Origin of the sequence: Acinetobacter sp. 8I-beige, assembly GCF_902505955.1 — a bacterium.
GTDB lineage: Bacteria > Pseudomonadota > Gammaproteobacteria > Pseudomonadales > Moraxellaceae > Acinetobacter > Acinetobacter johnsonii.
Genome location: NZ_LR732790.1, coordinates 1298161 through 1318834, shown reverse-complemented (window position 1 = coordinate 1318834; position 20674 = coordinate 1298161). Strand labels below are relative to the sequence as shown.

General features: G+C 41.4%; 14 protein-coding genes. 13 read left to right on the top strand and 1 reads right to left on the bottom strand.

What is annotated here, in order from left to right; translation table 11 throughout:
* The first annotated feature begins 202 nt into the window (after positions 1-202).
* The 10 genes from GVX98_RS06255 to GVX98_RS06210 all read left to right on the top strand — a co-directional run bounded on the left by GVX98_RS06255 (position 203) and on the right by GVX98_RS06210 (position 13408).
* Entirely contained in the window at positions 203-1570 is a 1368-nt protein-coding gene (locus tag GVX98_RS06255) for an MFS transporter (protein ID WP_159127551.1), read from the top strand.
* 240 nt (positions 1571-1810) lie between these two features.
* Positions 1811-3088 carry a DcaP family trimeric outer membrane transporter gene (locus tag GVX98_RS06250; RefSeq protein ID WP_159127550.1) on the top strand — a complete coding sequence of 426 codons (1278 nt, stop codon included), beginning with the start codon at positions 1811-1813 and terminating at the stop codon, positions 3086-3088.
* A gap of 239 nt (positions 3089-3327) precedes the next feature.
* Positions 3328-4215 (top strand): DMT family transporter, encoded by an 888-nt coding sequence (locus GVX98_RS06245; protein WP_159127549.1) that lies wholly within the window; start codon positions 3328-3330, stop codon positions 4213-4215.
* A gap of 777 nt (positions 4216-4992) precedes the next feature.
* On the top strand, positions 4993-5829 hold the full coding sequence (locus GVX98_RS06240; protein WP_159127548.1) for an SDR family oxidoreductase: 837 nt from the start codon (positions 4993-4995) through the stop codon (positions 5827-5829).
* A gap of 130 nt (positions 5830-5959) precedes the next feature.
* Positions 5960-6862, top strand: coding sequence for a cation diffusion facilitator family transporter (locus tag GVX98_RS06235; RefSeq protein WP_159127547.1), 903 nt, complete (start codon positions 5960-5962; stop codon positions 6860-6862).
* A gap of 64 nt (positions 6863-6926) precedes the next feature.
* The gene (locus GVX98_RS06230; RefSeq protein ID WP_062034793.1) at positions 6927-7346 is read left to right on the top strand and encodes a cation efflux protein, CzcI-like; all 420 of its coding nucleotides are present in this window, start codon (positions 6927-6929) and stop codon (positions 7344-7346) included.
* A gap of 47 nt (positions 7347-7393) precedes the next feature.
* Complete coding sequence (locus GVX98_RS06225; RefSeq protein ID WP_159127546.1) at positions 7394-8716, top strand: TolC family protein; 1323 nt, start codon at positions 7394-7396, stop codon at positions 8714-8716.
* A 1-nt stretch (position 8717) separates the two neighbouring features.
* Positions 8718-9953, top strand: coding sequence for an efflux RND transporter periplasmic adaptor subunit (locus tag GVX98_RS06220; RefSeq protein ID WP_159127545.1), 1236 nt, complete (start codon positions 8718-8720; stop codon positions 9951-9953).
* Complete coding sequence (locus GVX98_RS06215; RefSeq protein ID WP_159127544.1) at positions 9943-13089, top strand: efflux RND transporter permease subunit; 3147 nt, start codon at positions 9943-9945, stop codon at positions 13087-13089. Before GVX98_RS06220 ends, GVX98_RS06215 begins: the two co-directional genes overlap by 11 nt.
* A 205-nt stretch (positions 13090-13294) precedes the next feature.
* Positions 13295-13408: a hypothetical protein gene (locus tag GVX98_RS06210; RefSeq protein ID WP_010326689.1), complete on the top strand. Its 114-nt coding sequence runs from the start codon at positions 13295-13297 to the stop codon at positions 13406-13408.
* Between the two features lie 119 nt (positions 13409-13527).
* Here the strand turns inward: GVX98_RS06210 and GVX98_RS06205 are convergent, their stop codons facing one another.
* Positions 13528-15621, bottom strand: a complete 2094-nt coding sequence (locus GVX98_RS06205; RefSeq protein WP_159127543.1) for a TonB-dependent siderophore receptor — start codon at positions 15619-15621, stop codon at positions 13528-13530.
* A 408-nt stretch (positions 15622-16029) separates the two neighbouring features.
* On the opposite strand from GVX98_RS06205, the gene GVX98_RS06200 reads away from it, so the two are divergent.
* The 3 genes from GVX98_RS06200 to GVX98_RS06190 all read left to right on the top strand — a co-directional run bounded on the left by GVX98_RS06200 (position 16030) and on the right by GVX98_RS06190 (position 20593).
* The gene (locus GVX98_RS06200; protein ID WP_159127542.1) at positions 16030-18216 is read left to right on the top strand and encodes a TonB-dependent siderophore receptor; all 2187 of its coding nucleotides are present in this window, start codon (positions 16030-16032) and stop codon (positions 18214-18216) included.
* Positions 18217-18491: 275 nt separating this feature from the next.
* Complete coding sequence (locus tag GVX98_RS06195) at positions 18492-19199, top strand: SDR family oxidoreductase (RefSeq protein WP_159127541.1); 708 nt, start codon at positions 18492-18494, stop codon at positions 19197-19199.
* Positions 19200-19534: 335 nt separating this feature from the next.
* Complete coding sequence (locus GVX98_RS06190) at positions 19535-20593, top strand: asparaginase (RefSeq protein ID WP_159127540.1); 1059 nt, start codon at positions 19535-19537, stop codon at positions 20591-20593.
* The last annotated feature ends 81 nt before the right edge of the window (positions 20594-20674 follow it).

Sequence of the window (20674 nt, the reverse complement as noted above, 5' to 3'; positions counted from 1 at the left end):
CTTTTTTATAGTCATTTTCGCTTGGTTTTGCTTATTTTCTGTCTCTCACTGAAATTATGGCTTATATAAGCTATTTATTTAAAACAATAAAAACCTTAACCGACCTTAAAGGTATAAATATAGAGTTATTCGGTTTTGGACAAGAAAGCTACTTTTGCTGCAATGTGCACAGCAACAAACATTCGCAAGCAGGAGGCTTAAAGTGAATACAAATCCAGTTAACATCAACACGGTGGTCGATGAAGCCAAATTTACGCCCTTTCATTGGAGTGTACTCATTTGGTGTCTACTGATTATTATTTTTGACGGTTATGATTTAGTCATCTATGGCGTGGCACTGCCACTTCTGATGCAAGAGTGGGGACTCAGTGCAGTACAAGCAGGCTTACTTGCGAGTACAGCATTGTTTGGCATGATGTTCGGAGCGATGAGCTTTGGTACGTTATCTGACAAATTGGGCCGTAAAAAGACCATTATGATTTGTGTGGCTATTTTTAGTGGCTTCACCTTTCTAGGCGCATTTGCAAGCAATCCTATCGAGTTTGGTATTTTACGTTTTCTTGCGGGCCTTGGCATTGGTGGGGTGATGCCAAACGTGGTCGCACTCATGACTGAATATGCCCCGAAGCGTATTCGTAGCACACTCGTGGCGGTTATGTTCAGTGGTTATGCGATTGGTGGCATGACGTCAGCTTTACTGGGTGCATGGTTGGTAACAGACTATGGTTGGAAAATCATGTTCTATATCGCCATCATTCCATTTTTGGCTTTACCGATTCTTTGGAAGTTTTTACCTGAGTCTTTAATGTTCCTTACTAAAAAAGGCGAAACTGAAAAAGTCCGTGAAATTGTGCAAAAAATTGCACCTGAGCAAGCTATTCAGCCTGAAACGACATTTAAGCTTAATGAACCTGTTGCTGGTGATGACGCTCCATTAAAAGCATTGTTCCAACAAGGTCGTACCTTTAGCACCATGATGTTTTGGGTGGCATTCTTTATGTGCTTACTCATGGTCTATGCGCTTGGAAGCTGGTTACCAAAACTGATGATTCAAGCAGGCTATTCGCTTGGTGCAAGTATGATTTTCTTATTTGCTTTAAATATTGGCGGTATGGTTGGAGCGATTGGCGGTGGTGCGCTCGCAGACCGTTTCCACTTAAAACCAGTTTTGACGACAATGTTCACCGTGGGTGCTATTGCGCTGATTTTACTTGGCTTCAATAGCCCGCAAATGGTGCTGTACGGTTTAATTGCAATTGCAGGCGCAGCAACCATTGGTTCACAAATTCTACTGTATACCTTTGTCGCACAGTTCTATCCAACTGCTGTGCGCTCTACAGGTATGGGCTGGGCTTCAGGCATTGGACGCATTGGCGCAATTGTTGGACCAGTATTAACAGGTGCATTGTTAACTTTTGAGTTGGCACATCAAATGAATTTTCTCGTGATTGCGATACCTGGTGTAATTGCGGCTTTGGCAGTGTTTATGGTCAACTTGAAAGTGTCTGTAGATGGTGAAAAAACCAAATCAAAACAAGTGTTTGATGCAGTTAAATCCACAGCCAATTAAATAATACTGAACCCATGAGTCTAGTGCATTAGTAGTAGGCTCATTTCAAAAACTGTATGAACTGTTAAAATCAATTTGCTTTTTATAAGTTGTTTTTTAACGCGATTTTTAATGCGATAAAAAGTTTCATTTTAAAGTATTAAAAGAAATGCATTGCGTTAGAAAACAGCGATGAAAAAGAGAGCTAAATATTAAAGAGTAAAAGTCAGGACAGACTTAAATACACAGGACCCGTGTTAAATGAAACAATTTCAGAAGAACGTTTTAGTTGTCACTTTATCCATGTTAAGTAGTGCAGCATTACATGCACAAACCAATACAACGGCAGAGATTGAGCAACTTAGAAATGAAATTAATGCGTTAAAACAAATACTTCAACAGAATACGCAGCAACAACAGCAGCAAGCTGTTCAATTGAGCGCTGTTGAACGTCAAGTGTTGACGACGCCAAAAACGGTTGAAAAAACGGGGTTAGGTTTGACCAAAGGTGGGGCAGAGTTCAACTTATACGGTAATGTTCGAATGGACGCATCGTATCAGGCTGAAGGTGGTGCTCGTGATATGCCCTATAACCAAATCAATAGCGTGCCTTTAGAAGGAAATGCTGAAAATAGCGATCGTTTAAGATCAACCCTTTCAGCAACGCGATTAGGTTTGGACTTTAAAGCGCCAGTCGCCGATCAGAACTTAAATGCCAAAATTGAGGTCGACTTTTTAGGCGGTGCAAACCTTGATAATTTACGTATTCGTCATGCGTATTTAAACTATGGTAACTGGCTAATTGGTCAAACGTGGTCAAACTTTGCGACTCCAGATTATATCCCTGAAACGATTGACGCTTTGGCTTATGTGGGTGCTTCAATTAAACGTACACCTCAAGTACGTTATACCCATAAATTCACGCCAAATACCAACTTAGTCGCGGCAGTGGAAGACCCGAAAGATGCCAGCATGAGCCAACGTATGCCAGCATTTACAGGACGACTAAATCATAAGTTCAATGATGCACTTTCAGTCAGTGGACGTGCAATGGCGCATGAAAAACGCATTCAAAATCAAGAAGAGTGGGCGTATGGCGTAGGCGTTGGTGCCAAATTTGACATCACCCCAGTAACTTCTGTAAAAGCCGACTACTACCATGTCAAAGGTGATAGCAGCTTTGTATCCTTTACAAACCCTGGCGTAGTTGCAACAGGCACAAGTATTGAACAAAGTGAGTTTGACTCAATTACTGTCGGTTTAACACAAAAGTTTAATGACAAATTACGTGGCACTTTGGCTTATGGTTATATGACTTTTGATAAAAATCAGGACTACCTTGATGCTGTAGCTGATGATACCAAAATCAATAAAAACTTATGGCAAGCATGGGGTAATTTATTTTATAGCCCAGTTCAGCCTGTTAGCCTTGGGGTAGAGTATGTCTACGGTGAGCGTGAAGCGTTTGCACCTGCGGCAAATGGCAGTAAGAAAGGTGAAGATAACCGTGTGAACTTGGTTGCGATTTATAACTTCTAATACTTGAAGTGAAATTTCACATAGAAGCCGAAGGATAACCCCTTCGGTTTTTTATGCTTTGTTGTTTAATGTACTCGATACTCAGTTTTGAGAAGATGTTACACATGTAATGCAATAGTCGAATTTTCATCAGAACTTAAGTTATTTGTCACATAAGAATAAGTCATGAAAATAAAGCACATGTGTTGCCATCAACGGGTTACATTATGTGAGGTAAGTAACTGTATATAGAGTACTTGATGACAATAACATGGATTCTTTTTACGCTTATGGCCGCTTTCATGCAGGCTTGGCGCAACGCTTTTCAAAAGCAACTCAGTACTACTGTAGATGTTTATGGAGTGACTCTAGCGCGGTTCATTTTTGCTTTACCTTTAGCACTGATTTACATCAGTTGCCTTTACCATTTCCAACCGATAACAGAGTCCGTCCATTTCAATCTCCGTTTTGCTATTTATGTGCTTATTGCGGCATTGAGCCAAATTGCAGCAACAGCCTTGATGGTGCAACTTTTTAAGCAAAAAAATTATGCAATTGGAGTGGGTCTTGCTAAAAGTGAAGCAGTACTTGCTGCGATTATTGCTGTAGTCTTTTTATCCGATCATTTAAGCCTTTTAGGCTGGTTCGGGGTTGCTGTCGGAGGCTTCGCAGTATTTTTAATGTCCAAAGGGCGGGACTTTTCTGATTTTTCCGTACAAACCTTATGTATAGGTATCGGTAGTGGTTTATGTTTTGCCATTACTTCGCTCTTGGTACGTGAGGCCAGTTTAGAACTAGATAATTTACCGTTTATTCACCGTGCAGCTTGGGTGCTCTTAATGGTGATTGGGACACAGTGCTTTTTACTTTTAATGTATTTAGGTATATTTCGCCGTGCAACATTATGGGCCATGTGGCAGCGTATTGGACTTACATTTCGTGTCAGCTTATGTAGTTTTTTGGCGTCACTGGGTTGGTTTAGTGCCATGAGTATGCAGTCCGTGCCCATTGTAAAAACCTTGGGGCAGGTTGAGATTATTTTTAGTATGTTTATTTCAGCCTACTTCTTTAAAGAAAAGCTGGCACGTGCTGAACATCTCGGTATTGTATTGGTAGTGATCGCTGCATTTTTAGTGATTTGGGCTTGAAGTCTGATCTTTACACAGCTGCTGTCATTCATTTGTAATGACATTAACCATTCAAAATATAATTTAACTGCCGTTTTACTAGCCTTCAACTCAAAAAAATAGAGATTAAACCCATGTCTAGGTTTAATCTCCAAAGTCTGTTCTTCTCGTGGAATTCAATTCTGAGGCCAATATTTAGATGTTGATATCAGTGCAGCCAGCTTCAGATTTTTACTGAAGAAGGTAGTTTTGATCTGCACCGACAAAGAAAATCACACCTATGCAAAAAAGCCCACAGTAAATCGCAAACCAGATAATCATGTTTTTAAATGCTTTATCTGAAATTGAACTATCTGCATATTTTGCTGGTTTTTTTGAGTCTAGATCTTTCATGGTTACTGCACTCAACTGAGGTGATGAGTACATTATGTAAAGCAAACGACTGATGAAACAGATACAAAACAAGATTAAAAAAATATAACAGATGAAGCAGAATTGCTCATGACTGTTATATTTTAAACCTGTGGGGGACACAGTATGCAGATATCATTAACTTGCGTTAGTTTTTAGAGTCCTATCACTTAAAAATACAAAAAAAATAAAAATAATCTTATATTTAAAATACCACTCATGAATTGTATACATACTGAATCATTAGAAATGATCATTTCATTCATGGCTGTAATTTTTGTACATTAACTAAAATAGCACCTTGTCTGCGTAGACTAGAGTACTTGAACCTTCAGCATGACGTTTAAGTGCAAAACGATATTTAGAACACTATATTTAGAGAGTATTATGAAAAATTTTGAAAATAAAGTGGCAGCGATCACAGGCGCAGGTTCAGGCATTGGGCAGCAGTTGGCGATTCAACTGGCTAAACAAGGTACACATTTGGCACTCAGTGATGTCAATGAACAAGGTTTGGCTGAAACCTTAAATCACGTCAAAGATTATCCTGTTTCAGTCACGCTCACAAAACTGGATGTTTCAGACCGTAAGGCAGTAGAGGATTGGGCAAAGCAGTGTCAGCAAGACTTTGGGCAGGTCAATTTCGTTTTTAATAATGCAGGGGTCGCGTTAGCGAGTACTGTTGAAGGCTTAAGCTATGAAGATGCCGAGTGGATTTTCAACATCAACTTTTGGGGTGTGGTATATGGAACCAAAGCTTTTTTACCCTACTTAAAACAAAGTGGATCTGGGCATATTGTGAATATCTCAAGTCTATTTGGGCTCACTGCTCAACCTACTCAGAGTGTCTATAATGCGACAAAGTTTGCTGTCCGTGGTTTTACCGAAGCACTGCGTCAAGAGTTAGATTTGCAAGACTGTGGCGTTAGCGCAACTTGTGTTCATCCGGGTGGTATACGTACCAATATCGCCAATAGTGCACGAATGAGTGACAGTATTCGTGCATTAGGTATGAACCCTGAGCGTGCTAGCCGTTCTTTCAATAAAATGCTTAAAACTCCGCCAGATGTGGCAGCACAGGCCATTTTAAAGGCTGTGAAAAAAGATGAGCGCCGTGTCTTAATTGGAACAGATGCCAAAATTATCGATCTGGTACAGCGTATTACACCAACAGGCTATACACAGGCCATGAACTTTTTGACAGGAAAAAAACGCCGCAAATAAAGACGTATTCACATGAAAGATGATTTTATTGTTTTAACCGAGTATGCTAAATCGAGTAATTTTTAAATTAAAAAAAGCTTCGATTTCAATGCTGAAGCATTCCGTTAAATAAAATGATAAGGAGTCCTACATGAGTGGTTCTCATAACCATGATCACAGCCATGTTGAAGTGACCGCAAAAAATGCCAAAAAATTAACCATTGCACTTGCTCTGACGTTTACCTTCTTAATTGTGGAAGTGGTTGCAGGATTTATCACGCAAAGTTTGGCTTTATTGTCCGATGCAGCACATATGTTTACCGATGCCGCTGCTTTAGCGATTGCTTTAGCAGCCATCAAAATTGGGCAAAAACCTGCCGATGATAAACGTACTTTTGGCTATCAACGGTTTGAAATCTTGGCAGCTTTGTTTAATGCCATGATGTTGTTTGTGGTAGCCATTTACATTTTATATGAAGCCTATCAGCGTTTTAGTCAGCCACCCGAAATTCAAAGCTTGGGCATGTTGGTTGTTGCTGTTTTCGGTCTAATCATTAACCTGATTTCAATGAAGATTTTGGTGTCGAGCAGCCAAGACAGCTTAAATGTGAAAGGGGCTTATCTTGAGGTGCTCAGTGATGCCTTGGGTTCTGTGGGTGTAATCATTGGCGCATTGGTGATTTATTTCACAGGTTGGATGTGGGTAGATACCGTTATTGCGGTGTTGATCGGCTTTTGGGTCTTACCTCGAACTTGGGTGCTACTGAAACAAAGTATCAATATTTTGCTCGAAGGTGTGCCAAGTGAAATTGATATCGAATCTTTACGCAATGACTTGCTGGCTTTAGATGGTGTACAAGGAATTCATCAGCTTAAAGTTTGGGCCATTACTTCTAAAAATGTGCATTTAACAGCGCATTTGATTGCCCCTGATGTAGATCAGAGAGCTTTATACCACCAAGCCGTGGAGTTATTGGGGCATGAGCATGGGATTACGCAAGTGACTTTGCAGATTGAAGAGGATGAATGCCATCCACATGAACATAGTCATTAAAAAGACTTGACCTTAGACTTAGTCTAGGCTTTACAATAGCGTCACTTTATTTCAGTACGACATTATGCGTTCTACCACATGGATTAGCGTCTTAGTTGCTTTATTCATGTTCCAAAGTCTTTGGAACGTGGCGGCAGCTTTTTGCGTCCATGAAGAACAAAAAGCTCAAGTCGTGACACAACAAAGTTTTCATTTTGGCCACCATCAAACCACCTTGTGTGTGTCTGATGATAAGGCACACCAGCAAAGCAGTGTTGATGACCATACTCAAACGGCAAATGATCAGTTTGAATTGGGTGAAGACCATCAAGATCATTTGCCCTCAATGGCACATTTGATTATTCCGAAAGAAAAAAACTATCAACTGCCACTCGCGCTTGAACTTCGTGAGCGTCCGCAGTTTTTTTGGCACAATGCCTATCAAGCCCCTGATTTATTGGGGCAACATCCTCCTCCTGAACATTCCCCGCTAATGGTGGGGTAGCCTAAAACATTTCCCACCACTTCTTCTAAAAATTAGTGGGAAAAAGTATGTCAAATCAATTTAAGGCGTTTATGCGCCAAGCCCTTGCTGTAGGCATAACAACAGCTGCGATGCAATGGAGTTTTGCCGAACCGATCAAGACTTTGGATGAAGCTTTAGCAAAAGTAGAGCGCTATCAAAACCAAAGTGACATTGGGCAACAGCGACAAAGGATTACAGAGCTGAACATCAAAAACAGTGGTCTATGGCAAAACCCTAGCTTAAATATCAATCAAGATGGTTTTGGTTCAAATACTGATCGTGAGCTCAGTATTGCCATCAGTCAGCCCTTAGATGTTTTTGGACAGCGTAAGCTCAATCAAAAACTCGCAGAAACAGCGCAGCAACAAGGACAGTTACAGCAACAACTGTGGACAGCACAAAGTCAATTGGTGGTGAAATTTGCATGGTCTCAGTTGGCTTTGGCACAAGTTGAAAAATCGCTGTACGCAGCACAACTCAAAGTGAGTCAAAACAATTTAGACAGTGCCAAAAAGCGTTATCAGGCGGGCAGTATTGCTTTGGTTGACTATGAACGTGCGCAAATCGAAAGTTTGGATATGCAGCGCTTATACCAACAAGCGGTACTGGCAGAACAAGTCGCACAGCGTCAACTCTCAAACCTTTGGGGCGAAACCAAAGTCGATATTCAACTCAATGCGACCTCAATGCCATGGCCAGATCAAAGCGATGCCACAGTACAGCGCTATATTGCTGAAGGTTGGTTGGAAAAGCTGTATGCACTGAACATTCAACAGTCCAATTTAAACATTGAAAGTTTAAAAGTGCAGGCACGTCCCAATCCGACCTTAAATGTCGGCATGAAACGGAGCCAAGCACCGAATGAAAGTAGCGATACCACATTAGGTGTCGGCGTGGATATTCCGCTGAATATTTTTAACCGTCAGCAATACAGCATTCCGATGGCCCAGCGTCAGCAAAGCCTGTTGAATCAGCAGCAACAGCGTGAGTTAAAACAGCAGATTTTAGATATCGCCAATGCCATGCATGAGCTCAATGGACTAAATAAACAGTTCAGTTCGATGAGCCAACAAATCACTTTGGCAGAACAAGTTCAAGTCCGTACGTTGCAAGGTTTTAAAGCGGGGAAGCTGTCCATTACCGACATCCAACAAGCTAACTCACAACTGCAAAGCATACGCCTTGGGCAGTTACAGTTATTACGTCAAGCTTGGCAGACTGCATTGAGCGCAGAAGCACTCAGCCTCGGCACTAGCTACGAACAGATCAGTAGTTCAGATGCTTATAGCCAAATCAATAAAAATTCGATCGCACAAATACAAGACCTCATCCTTGGCGGAGCACAATAATATGCAACTAAAAAACCAATTTGGAAAAATATCACAGCCATTGATGATTGGGCTTTTGCTCCTCATTACATTTCTCATCGCTTTAGGAATCTGGTTTAGCTCAAAAGATAAAACCACTGATGAACATGCGCATGCAGAACATGAAGAATCTGAACATGCGGATGAACCCGAGGCAGAAAAAGGACATGCCGAGGAAGGTGAAATTCAACTGACGGCACAGCAACTGACAGAGCAAGGCATTCAAATCGCTTCAGCTCAACAAGGCGTGGTATCTCAAGTTACCGTTCTGCCTGGAAAGCTTGTGGTTAATACTGATCAGCAAGCACATATTTCGCCAAACTTTGGTGGGCATGTGGAACAGGTGAATGTTGAGCTTGGTCAAAACGTACAAAAAGGACAAACTTTGGCTGTACTGTCTGTACCCGAACTGATCGATCAACAAGCCAATTTGCGGATGGCTCAAGCCAGTTTGGATTTGGCACGTCAAGATTATCAACGTGAACAGCAGTTATGGTCACAGGGCATTTCTGCCAAGCAAGACTACCAACGGGCAGAAAATGCTTACCGACAAGCGCAGATTACTGTGCAGTCCGTGCAAAGCCGTTTAAACGCTCTAGGGGCAACAGGTGGGGTAAATGGTCGTTTTGCCATTAAAGCCCCCATTTCAGGTGTGATTAGCCAAAAAGATATCGTGGTAGGTGAAAACGTACAATTGGCCGATCAACTTTTTGTGATTGAACAATTTAAAGAGTTATGGCTTGAGTTTAATCTGCCTGCTCAATACTCAGGCCAGTTACAAGCCAATCAGAGTCTGACATTTAAGCCGAATGCTTCTGAGCAAAAATATGAAGCCGTCATCCAAAGCTTAACTTCTCAAGCCGATGCGCAAACAGGACGTTTGGTGGTACGTGCTAAATTAAAAAGCCAAGCGGCTGAACTACGTCCAAATGTTTTGGTGAATATCTTTTTAGACAATACCAGTTCAAAAACAGCGCTTCGCGTCCATAAAAGTGCTATTCAAAACATTGAAGGTCAAACTTCGGTATTTGTGGTCGACGCTGAGGAAAAAGGGCTAGTGCATTTAAAAGCGCAGCCCGTTCAACTTGGGCAAGCTTCAAATGACGCTCAATGGGTGGAAGTGATTTCAGGCCTAACAGCAGGACAACGCTATGTCAGTCAAGGTAGCTTTGTGCTTAAGTCTGAACTAGAAAAAGGCGAGGCTGATCATGCACACTAATCATGATTTACCCAAGCCTGAGGGTTTGTTTGAACGAATTATTCAATTCTCTATTCAAAATGCAATTTGGGTTATGCTCTTTGTCTGTACATGGATTGCGGTCGGAGTTTATAGCTATCAAAAACTGCCGATTGATGCAGTGCCCGATATTACCAATACGCAAGTACAAATTAATACACAAGCCAATGGTTTTACCGCACTGGAGGTTGAGCAGCGGATTACCTATCCGATTGAAACTGCAATGGCGGGTATTCCAGATTTACAGTTGACTCGTTCGATTTCACGTTATGGTTTGTCGCAAGTCACTATTGTATTTGAGGATGGCACAGACATCTATTGGGCACGTCAACAGATTAATCAGCGGGTACAAGAGGTCAAAGCAGATTTACCTAGCGATGTTTCCCCGACCATGTCACCAGTTTCGACAGGTTTAGGTGAAATTTATCAATGGGTGATTAAAGCCGAAACGAATGCCAAAAAAGCCGATGGTACCGCTTATAGCGCGATGGACTTGCGGGAGATCCAAGATTGGATCGTTCGTCCACAACTTCAACGTGTTGCGGGGGTGGCCGAGGTCAACAGTATTGGCGGGTTTAATAAAACCTATGTGGTTGCTCCCGATTTAAACCGTATGCAGCAGTTGAATATTTCCTTAAGCCAGCTACAAACAGCTTTACAGGAAAATAATGAAAACCGTGGTGCCGGCTATATTGAGGAAAATGGTCAGCAGCTTACAGTGCGTGTTCCAGGGACACTCAACAGTCTTGCAGACATTGAAAATACAACGGTTTCCAGCCCAAATGGAAACCCCATTCGTGTGGGGGATATTGCGCAGGTTTCAATTGACCATGACCTCCGAACAGGAGGCGCAACCTATAATGGAGAAGAAACTGTACTCGGCATTGCTATGATGATGATGGGGGAAAACAGCCGAACGGTGTCTAAAGCTGTAGATGCCAAAATTCAAGAGGTGCAAAGCAGTTTACCGCAAGGTGTCAAAATAGAAACCGTTTATGACCGCACGACTTTGGTGGCAAAAGCCATTAAAACAGTGCAAAAGAACTTGGTTGAAGGCGCAATCTTGGTGATTGTGATCCTGTTTTTATTCTTAGGTAATATTCGTGCGGCGTTAATTACAGCCTGTGTGATTCCACTGTCTATGCTGTTTACTTTAACGGGTATGGCACAGCAGAATATCAGTGCCAACCTGATGAGTTTGGGTGCATTGGATTTCGGTATTATTGTCGATGGCGCAGTGGTGATTGTTGAAAACTGTATTCGCCGTTTAGCCCATGCGCAGCAGTTACTCAAACGACCCTTGACTCAGTCGGAACGTTTTAAAGAAGTGTTTTTTGCAGCGCGCCAAGCCCGCCGTCCACTCATTTTTGGTCAGCTGATTATTTTGGTGGTGTACTTACCGATTTTTGCACTGACTGGTGTAGAAGCAAAAATGTTCCACCCAATGGCTTTGACTGTTGTACTTGCACTCGTTGCAGCCATTATTTTATCAATCAGCTTTGTACCTGCGGCTGTCGCACTTTTTGTAAAAGGTGACATCAAAGAAACTGAAAGCCGTTGGATGCTGTGGCTAAAGGATCGTTATCAGCGGGTATTGGACTGTGCCTATCAGTATAAAGCGGTGGTTTTAACCTTTGCACTGTGCTTATTGATATTGACAGGAATACTTGCAACGCGTATCGGCAGTGAGTTTGCGCCACAGTTGAGTGAAGGTGACTTTGCTGTACAGCAACTGCGCTCTCCAAGCACAGGCTTAGAAGAATCACTTCGTATTCAGGAAAATACGGAAAAGCTACTTCTGAAGAAATTCCCTGAAATACATGCTATTTTTGCGCGAACAGGCACGGCTGAAGTGGCGACCGATGTGATGCCACCGAATATTTCAGATGGTTACGTCATGCTGAAACCCCGTGATGCATGGCCAAATCCAAAAGAAACACTCGATGAACTGCGTAGCCGTATGCAGGCCTATTTAGCAACATTGCCCGGTAACAACAGTGAGTTTTCTCAGCCAATTGAACTGCGTTTCAATGAGTTAATATCGGGTGTGCGTAGTGATGTCGGTGTCAAAATCTTTGGCGATGACATGCAAGTATTAAATGCGGAAGCTGAAAAAATCAGTAAATTGATTCAGCAAGTTTCAGGCAGTACCGCCGTTAAAGTTGAACAAACGTCGGGTTTACCTTTGCTCAATGTGGAAATTGATAAAAGCTTGGCAGCGCAATATGGCCTAAGTGTCAAAACCGTACAAGACTATGTGGCAGCAAGCATTGGCGGGCAAAATGTTGGTGAAATTTTACAGGGAGATCGCCGTTTTGACTTTGTGATTCGAATGAGGGAACAAGACCGTAGTGTCAGTGGGATCGCGCAACTGCCAATACATCTTCCAAATGGTGGCAGTATTTTACTCACCGATATTGCCACTGTAAAAATGATGGATGGCATCAACCAAGTCAGCCGTGAAAATGGCAAACGTCGTGTGATTGTCACGGCGAATGTCGAAGGGCGCGATTTAGGTTCTTTTGTCACAGAAGTACAAAGTCAGCTTAAACAATACCCACTTCCAAGTGGCTACTGGATTGAATATGGTGGTCAGTTTGAAAATTTGGCCTCGGCACAGGCTCGAATGCAGATTGTGATTCCACTGGCGTTACTGACGATCTTTATTTTGCTGATGGCTGTTTTCCATAACATCAAAGAAAGCTTGCTGGTGTTCACGGGTGTTCCATTTGCCCTAACTGGTGGTGTGCTTTTCTTGTGGTTAAGAGACATTCCTTTATCCATGTCGGCGGGCATTGGTTTCATTGCCTTGTCTGGCGTTGCCGTTTTAAATGGTTTGGTCATGCTGACCTTCATTAAAGAGTTAAGAGGGCAATACCGCTTACATGAAGCCGTTTGGCAGGGAGCGATTTTGCGATTAAGGCCTGTTTTAATGACCGCTTGTGTGGCGTCCTTAGGTTTTGTGCCGATGGCGCTTGCCACAGGCACAGGAGCAGAGGTTCAACGTCCACTGGCGACCGTGGTGATTGGTGGAATTATTTCTTCGACGTTATTGACCTTGGTGCTATTGCCAGTGTTATATCGTTGGATGAATGCAAAAAAAGAAACGAAAGTTTAATCCCTTAATCAGTTGAAGCATGGGGAGGCAAAATAGTCTGCTCATACTTTTTTATACTACTTGATATCAGTCTGATCGCTTTGGAGCGTTTAAAATGGCAAATCTGTTATAGTCTGTTATATTTTTTTCACAAAGAACTGTATCTGTCCTTTCGTATAGGAAACCTTAGAATAATGAATATAGATAGAGCGTTGAGGTATTGAAAATGAACTTTTTACTGAAGAAAAATAGAGCTTGGTTTGTATTCTTTATCATTACTTTATATTCGTTTCTTGGATTTTTTCTTGGATTTATCATTTGGGAATACTTTTTGAAGTAAGTAAATAGTAACTCTAAAGAAAACTATGGCAGCTAGCTAATACTTCAGAAACTAATCAGAATCTTACTTTTCTAACACCAGACTTGACTCCTAACGAGACAAGTCTGGTTGTATAAACCTTAAAACTTCCATTGTACCGAGATAGATGCATTTAACGGGTCGCCAGGTTGAATCCACATATCGCTATAGCTTGCAACATAGTACGTTTCGTCTAAGAGATTGTGCACATTGAACTGATAACGTAGCTGATCTGTTGGCGCATAATAAGCATTTAGATTCAACAACGTGTACTCAGGTAAGTTGAAGCCATTATCTGTACTGTGTCCACTACGTTTGCCCACATAGATTGCCGTTGCACCAAGTCCAACTTTGTCTGCATTAGCAAGGTTCCATTCATAGTTGCTGCTAACAGAACCACTATGTTTTGGTACATTGCTGAGTCGTGAACCTTTAGCAAGACTCTGGTCTTTTTCCACTTGAGCGTCTGTATAGCTATAATTGGCACGTATAGAAAATTGATCATTGAGCTGTGTCTCTAGATCGAACTCTAGCCCCTTACTTGAGACTTCTCCAGCGGTAATTTGATAGTTACTATCTGCTGGATCTGTGGTTAAAACATTCTCTTTATCCATTTTAAAGAGGGCTAAGCTCAGCAAACTCTGTGAGGTAATCCGATATTTCCCACCAATCTCATAGCTTCTGCCTTTTTCAGGATTAAACACATCGCCGTTTCGGTCCATGCCACTGTTGAGCGCAAAGGATTCTCCATAGTTGGCGTACCATGACCAACTATCATTCAGTCGGTAGTTTAAACCCAAGCGTGGACTGGTTTGTTGTAAATCCTTTTTATTGGATGTACCTGCAAGTTTATTTTGAAAGTCTTGGGTGACGTGATCAAAGCGCGCTCCAAACAGTACACTCCATTGATCATTGAGGAAAATTTGATCTTGTAGATTCAGTGCAAAATAGCGTTGCTGTTCTTCGGTGTTAATGAAAAGTGGAAGCTCTGGTAAGTATTGTCCATAAATAGGAGCATAGATATCAATGCTATTTGGCACGCTACTGCTGTGGTTTCGACGCAGTTGTAATTGATGATACTTCATCTGCCCAAGTTCAGTGCTCAACAGTACTTCATGACGGGCCCAGTCTTGTTGGATCGTCCCAAGAACTTCTGTTTGAAAGAGAATGTCATCACTTTTATTGTCACGGTAGCGACGCTGGCGCTCTAATGTCTGTCCATCACTTTGAATACGACGAGGTTCACTGGAAAAGCCTTTGAGCTGAGTATCTTTCACACTAAGAGCATTATTCATTTTCCAGTCATCATTAAACTGATGTGCAAGTCGAAGCTGATAGAAATGATCTTTTTGAATATGATCACCATCATCAGGTTCGCCTGTAAATGTTTTAGGGTCCATCACGAATTGTTTTTGATAACTACTTACGCCACGGTCGAAGGTTCCATCTTGTCGGGTAAATTCGCTGTCAAAATCTAATTGGGTTGAATCTGAAATTTTCCATGTGAGTTGAGGTGAGAAAAACCAACGCTCACTCTGCACATGATCACGAAAACTTTGGTTATCTTCATGTGCGACCGCAATACGATAAGCCACAGCATCACTGATTGGGGCAGTATGTTCAAAACTAGCACGGTATTTTTCTAAACTATTGGCACGTAAATTGACTTCTGAAGAACTTTCCCATTCAGGCTTTTTAGTGTTGATATTCAGTAGACCGCCAGCTTCCCCGCGGCCATAGAGCGCAGCCATTGGGCCTTTTAAAAAGTCGAGAGATTCAATATTCACCATATCTCGCGGAGCGCTGAGACCACGGTTGACACTCAGACCATTTCTGATGATTTGTGCCCCAATATTGGGGTCTGTACTAAAACCTCTAAATGAAAAGTTATCCCAAAAGCCGCCACCATAATTGGTTTGACTATAGACCCCGCTCACTTGCGTGAGTGCATCGTCAATACGTTGCACATCTTGTTGCTGAATTAACGCTTTAGATAACACACTTCGACTAAATGGCACGTCTAAAATGTCATGTGAAAACTTAGTCATTGCGGTGCTTTGTTGAAGGTTTTCACCCTCAGTTTCGGCTTGTAATTGGATGGTCTGGAGTACTTCTGTTGAAGTTTCGGCCCAAGTGAAAGAACTCAGCAGACTTAAATATATGCTTGAGGAAAAAAGAGAGAATTTATTCATCATGAAGGAGAGTAGGTTAGATTTTGTATTGTTATGTTATAACATTTTAATGAGTTTGTAGTTAAAAAATCACTCTAAAGTTGAAAAAATGGCTTAAAAAAATGAAATAAATCAACCTAAGCTTTTAGGTTCCAATCTACAATACACTGCTTCAAGTCAGCTAAAGTCCCAATACCATATGCTGTATCAAATACGAATGAAGATATGGAACGCAGATCAAAGTTATAATTTAAAAGCAAGCGGTTAAACTATAAACTCAATTTCTAAACCTACACACTCAAAGCTATCTCCCAATAATTTAAAAAAAGCTGAGATATGTTGAATAATGTGCTTGTTCATTCTACAAAAATTGTGAATACTCATGCCGCAAAATTCAGGCTGTAAATTTATCTTTTGGGGTTAGCAACGACTGTGAAAACGTATCCATTTTCTCGTTTACAAAAAGCATTATTGGCGGTTGGTTCATTTTCATGTCTAGGGCTAAACTCGGTATGGGTACATGCGGCAGAAGAGAGTGATGTGGAACAACTTGCAACCATTACAACCACTGCTCAGACTGAACAACTGGCTTATTATCAGCCCAAAGTTAATTTGTCTGGGTTTGGTCAGCAAAACCTTGCAGCCATTCCTGCATCTATTCACACTGTTACTGCTGAACTGATCGCAGATCAACATGCGAAAACACTGGGCGATGTGGTAAAGAACGATGCGTCCGTTGGGGATGGTTATGCACCCATTGGTTACTATGCAAACTTTGTGATGCGTGGATTTAGCTTAAATGCGGGATCAAGTTATTTACTGAACGGTAATTTGCTACGCGGTGAGCAAAATGTAGCGCTTGAAAATAAAGAGCAAGTTGAAATCCTAAAAGGCATGAGTGCGATTCAAAGTGGGATGTCAACGCCGGGCGGTGTGGTGAACTATGTGAGCAAACGCCCCAAAGATGTCCAATCTTTAACCATCGAAGCAGACAGTCATGGCGGCAGCCGTGTGGCGACTGACCTTGGTGGATGGTTTGGTGACAATCAACAGTTTGGTTATCGTGTGAATGCAGCTTATGAAGACATTCACCCCTATGTTGAACATGCCGATGGAAAACGTTTGTTTGGTTCCTTGGCTTTAGACTGGAAAATTTCAGATCGTTCAAAACTCGAATTTGATCTTGAATCACAGCGTCAAAAACAGCGTTCGGTACCAGGTTATCAGCTACTTGATGGTAAAACTGTACCGACAGGAGTGAAATGGGATCGTTTACTGGGCTATCAAAGCTGGAGCAAACCTGTCACAAATGAAAGTCTAAATACGAGTCTGAAATACAGCTATCAAATCAATGATAACTGGAGCGGCAATATGTCTGCTTCGCAAAGTCGTGTAGTTGTAGATGATTACTCAGCCTTTGCTTGGGGGTGTTACAGCAGTGTGTGTCAAACTTCTGGTCTAGGTAATAGTTTTGACCAAAATGGGAACTATGACATTTATGACTTCCGCAGCCCAGATGATAGCTATTTAACCAATCAATTTAAAACAGGCTTGAACGGGAAGTTTAACACTGGAGCATGGCAACATAACCTGAGTTTAGAGCTATCCCATGCTTATAAACGCCATACTCAATATGATGCTATATACTTACCAGTAGTTAAGGACTCTGAATCTACAGGAAATATTTATGATGATCCTATTAGCTATACGCCTACGGATAAAGCCTTAGGTAATCATTACAAATCGTTAGATAGTCAACAAACGGCTCTCAATGTGTTGGATCAAATTGAATTTAATGATGCTTGGTCAGTTTTGTTGGGTGGTAAACTTTTACATTTAAATGAAAGTGCCTATTCTGCAGATGGCAACAGTATTCGTGACACCGACTTTAATCGTTTCTTGCCACAGCTTGCGTTAATGTATCAGCCTTGGCAGAACACTCATCTGTATGCTTCGTATGCAAAAGGAATCAGCGACGGCAGTCAAGCGCCTGCATATACAGATAACGCTTATGTTACCTTAGCACCAAGACGCTCAACTCAATATGAGTTAGGTCTTAAACAGCAATGGCAAGAGCTACTGTTTACTGCCGCTTTGTTTGACTTAACACAAGATCATCAATATACCAACTTAGACAATTACTATGTCACCGATGGTGAACAGCATAATCTAGGTTTGGAATTGGGCTTGCAAGGTCGTGTTGCTGAAAATCTGGATATGACATCAAGTTTGGCACTGACCCGTTCACGTTTGGAAGATATACAGGTAGATGCTTATAAAGGGCATCAAACTCAAAATGTACCGACGGTTCGTTTTGCTAGTCATGTGTCTTATCAAATGCCTCAAGTAGAAGGGTTACGTTTACTCGCAGGTATGCAATACAGCAGCAGTAAACACGCCAACAAAACGGGGACGGTTAAAGTTTCAGGCTATACCGTATTCGATGCAGGTGCAGCTTATAACTTCCGTGCTTATGGTTATGACAATATGCTTCGCCTGAATGTGGACAACTTGTTCAATAAAAAATATTGGCGAGATGCAGGAAGCTTCTTCGGGGATGATTACTTATTTCTTGGTAAACCACGTACAGCACAATTTTCGTGGACTGTGAACTTCTAAACAGAAATCGCTAGGTTTTAGGTTTTCTAAATTCTCCAATGTTGGGTCGTCGGAAAACCTATTACTAGTGTGATTGATGTTAGATGTGGACTTATTCATTGACATAATGATGACGGTTGAATAAGTCTACAGAAATAGGTTTGTATAGAAAACTTTTACTGGACTATGATCAAAGCGAATTCTTAAGTTTGTGAATCAATATCCCAAAGCACTCTTTGAGGGTTTGATCTCAAGCGTTTTTTACACCTTGAGTTATCGTGATAGAGAGACATTTTATGTTTAATAAGAATAAACGCGCAATCGTGGTTGGTACTTCAAGAGGGATTGGTCTAGGTCTAGTTAGAGAGTTGCTCAAGCAGCACTGGCAGGTTATCGCGACCATCCGAGACATAGAGCAAGTCTCTACAGGCTTAAATCAACTGCTTTCTGAGTATCCCGACCGACTTGAATTATCCGAATTAGATTTAAGCTATGTACAAACGGCAGACCGTTTACTCAGTAAATATCATGAAAAATCCATCGACCTACTGTTGGTTTCTGCGGGCATTCTTGGGCCAGAACATCAACGCGTTGAGCAGTGCACGCCCAATGAGATTACCAATCTGTTTTGGGTAAATAGTATTGCACCCGTGACGATTGCGAGAAAACTTCTTCCTTTGATGAAAGGAAAGAGTGTCATTGCATTTATGAGTTCTCGCATGGGAAGCGTTGCTTTAAACGATGATGGAAGTATGGAGCTGTATCGCGCAAGCAAGGCTGCTCTCAACAGTATCACACGTGGCTTTGCAATAAATGAGGCAATTCCTGCCCAAATAGGCGTGCTGAACTTACATCCAGGTTGGGTGCAAACTGAAATGGGCGGAAACCATGCACCTATCAGTGTAAAAGAAAGCACATCGGGCATTGTACGTGTGGTTGAAGATTTTATTGGTAAAAATGAACAACAGTTTGTCGACTTTCAAGGTCATGAAATAACGTGGTAATAAATAGCCACCGCCTAAATAATACGGTGCAGTTTTTCATTCTTGGAGGGACTGCATATTGCTTTCATCCTAAATAAAATTAACAACTTGCTAAAAAGTGCGATAACCATTTAAAAATAGTCGTACCGTATTTTGAATATTTTCTTGCAACTGTTCTGTATTGGGTAAATAGGACTCATCTCAAAACTACAAGAGATGCACCATGATTAATTGTATTTAAGAAATGTGATGGACAAAAAATACAATTTCTACACCTATACAATCCTATCTTTTTCCAGTAATTTTACTATGGTATGAAAAATGCTAAGAATAAAATGACTCAAAAAGGATGACCTATGAAAAAAACGATTTCAGCTTTGACATTAAGTTTAAGCCTATTACTTCCATGTGCAGCATTTGCCAAAAATAATGTCGTTGTTGTCGCTACTGGTGGAACGATTGCAGGTGCTGGAGCAAGCTCTACCAATAGTGCAACCTATACTGCGGCAAAAGTTCCTGTGGATGCATTATTAAATGCGGTTCCCCAGATTCAAAACCTTGCCAATGTGACTGGTGTGCAGGCCATGCAAGTTGCATCAGAAAGTATTACGGATAAAGAATTATTATCCCTTGCACGTCAAGTCAATGACTTACTTAAAAAGTCTGATGTTAATGGTGTCGTGATTACACATGGAACAGACACCCTAGAAGAAACAGCTTTCTTTTTAAATTTAGTGATTCATTCAGATAAGCCGATTGTATTGGTCGGGTCAATGCGTCCAAGTACTGCACTTTCTGCTGATGGCCCGTTGAACCTTTATAGTGCGGTTGCACTTGCTGCCGATGATAGTGCAAAAGGTAAAGGAACTTTTGTGCTCATGAATGACGACATTTTTGCAGCACGAGATGTTTCAAAAACAATTAATATCCATACCAATGCATTTATGAGCCAATGGGGAGCGCTCGGAACCTTAGTCGAAGGAAAACCATATTGGTTTAGAAATACAGCGAAACGTCATAATAAGAGCTCAGAATTTAATATTGAAAATATTAAAGGCGATAGCTTACCGCTGGTACAAATTGTTTATGGTTCAGGCAATATGTTGCCGGATGCATACACGGCTTATGCTAAAGCAGGGGCAAAAGCTATTATTCATGCAGGTACAGGCAATGGTTCTGTAGCCAATTATATTGTCCCAACTTTAACTGACTTACAAAAACAAGGTGTGCAAATTATTCGTTCATCTCGCGTACCTCAAGGTTTTGTTCTTAGAAATGCAGAACAACCAGATGACAAATATGGTTGGGTCGTCGCACATGATCTTAACCCGCAAAAAGCTAAATTACTTGCTGCACTTGCTTTAACAAAAACAAAAGATGCCAAGGAAATTCAACGCATTTTTTGGGATTACTAAACTCAAGAACTGTGAACTCGCACAGTAATGCTTTTCAGCTAAGCACCTTAAAAATTTAAGGTGCTTTTTTACCGTCTATAA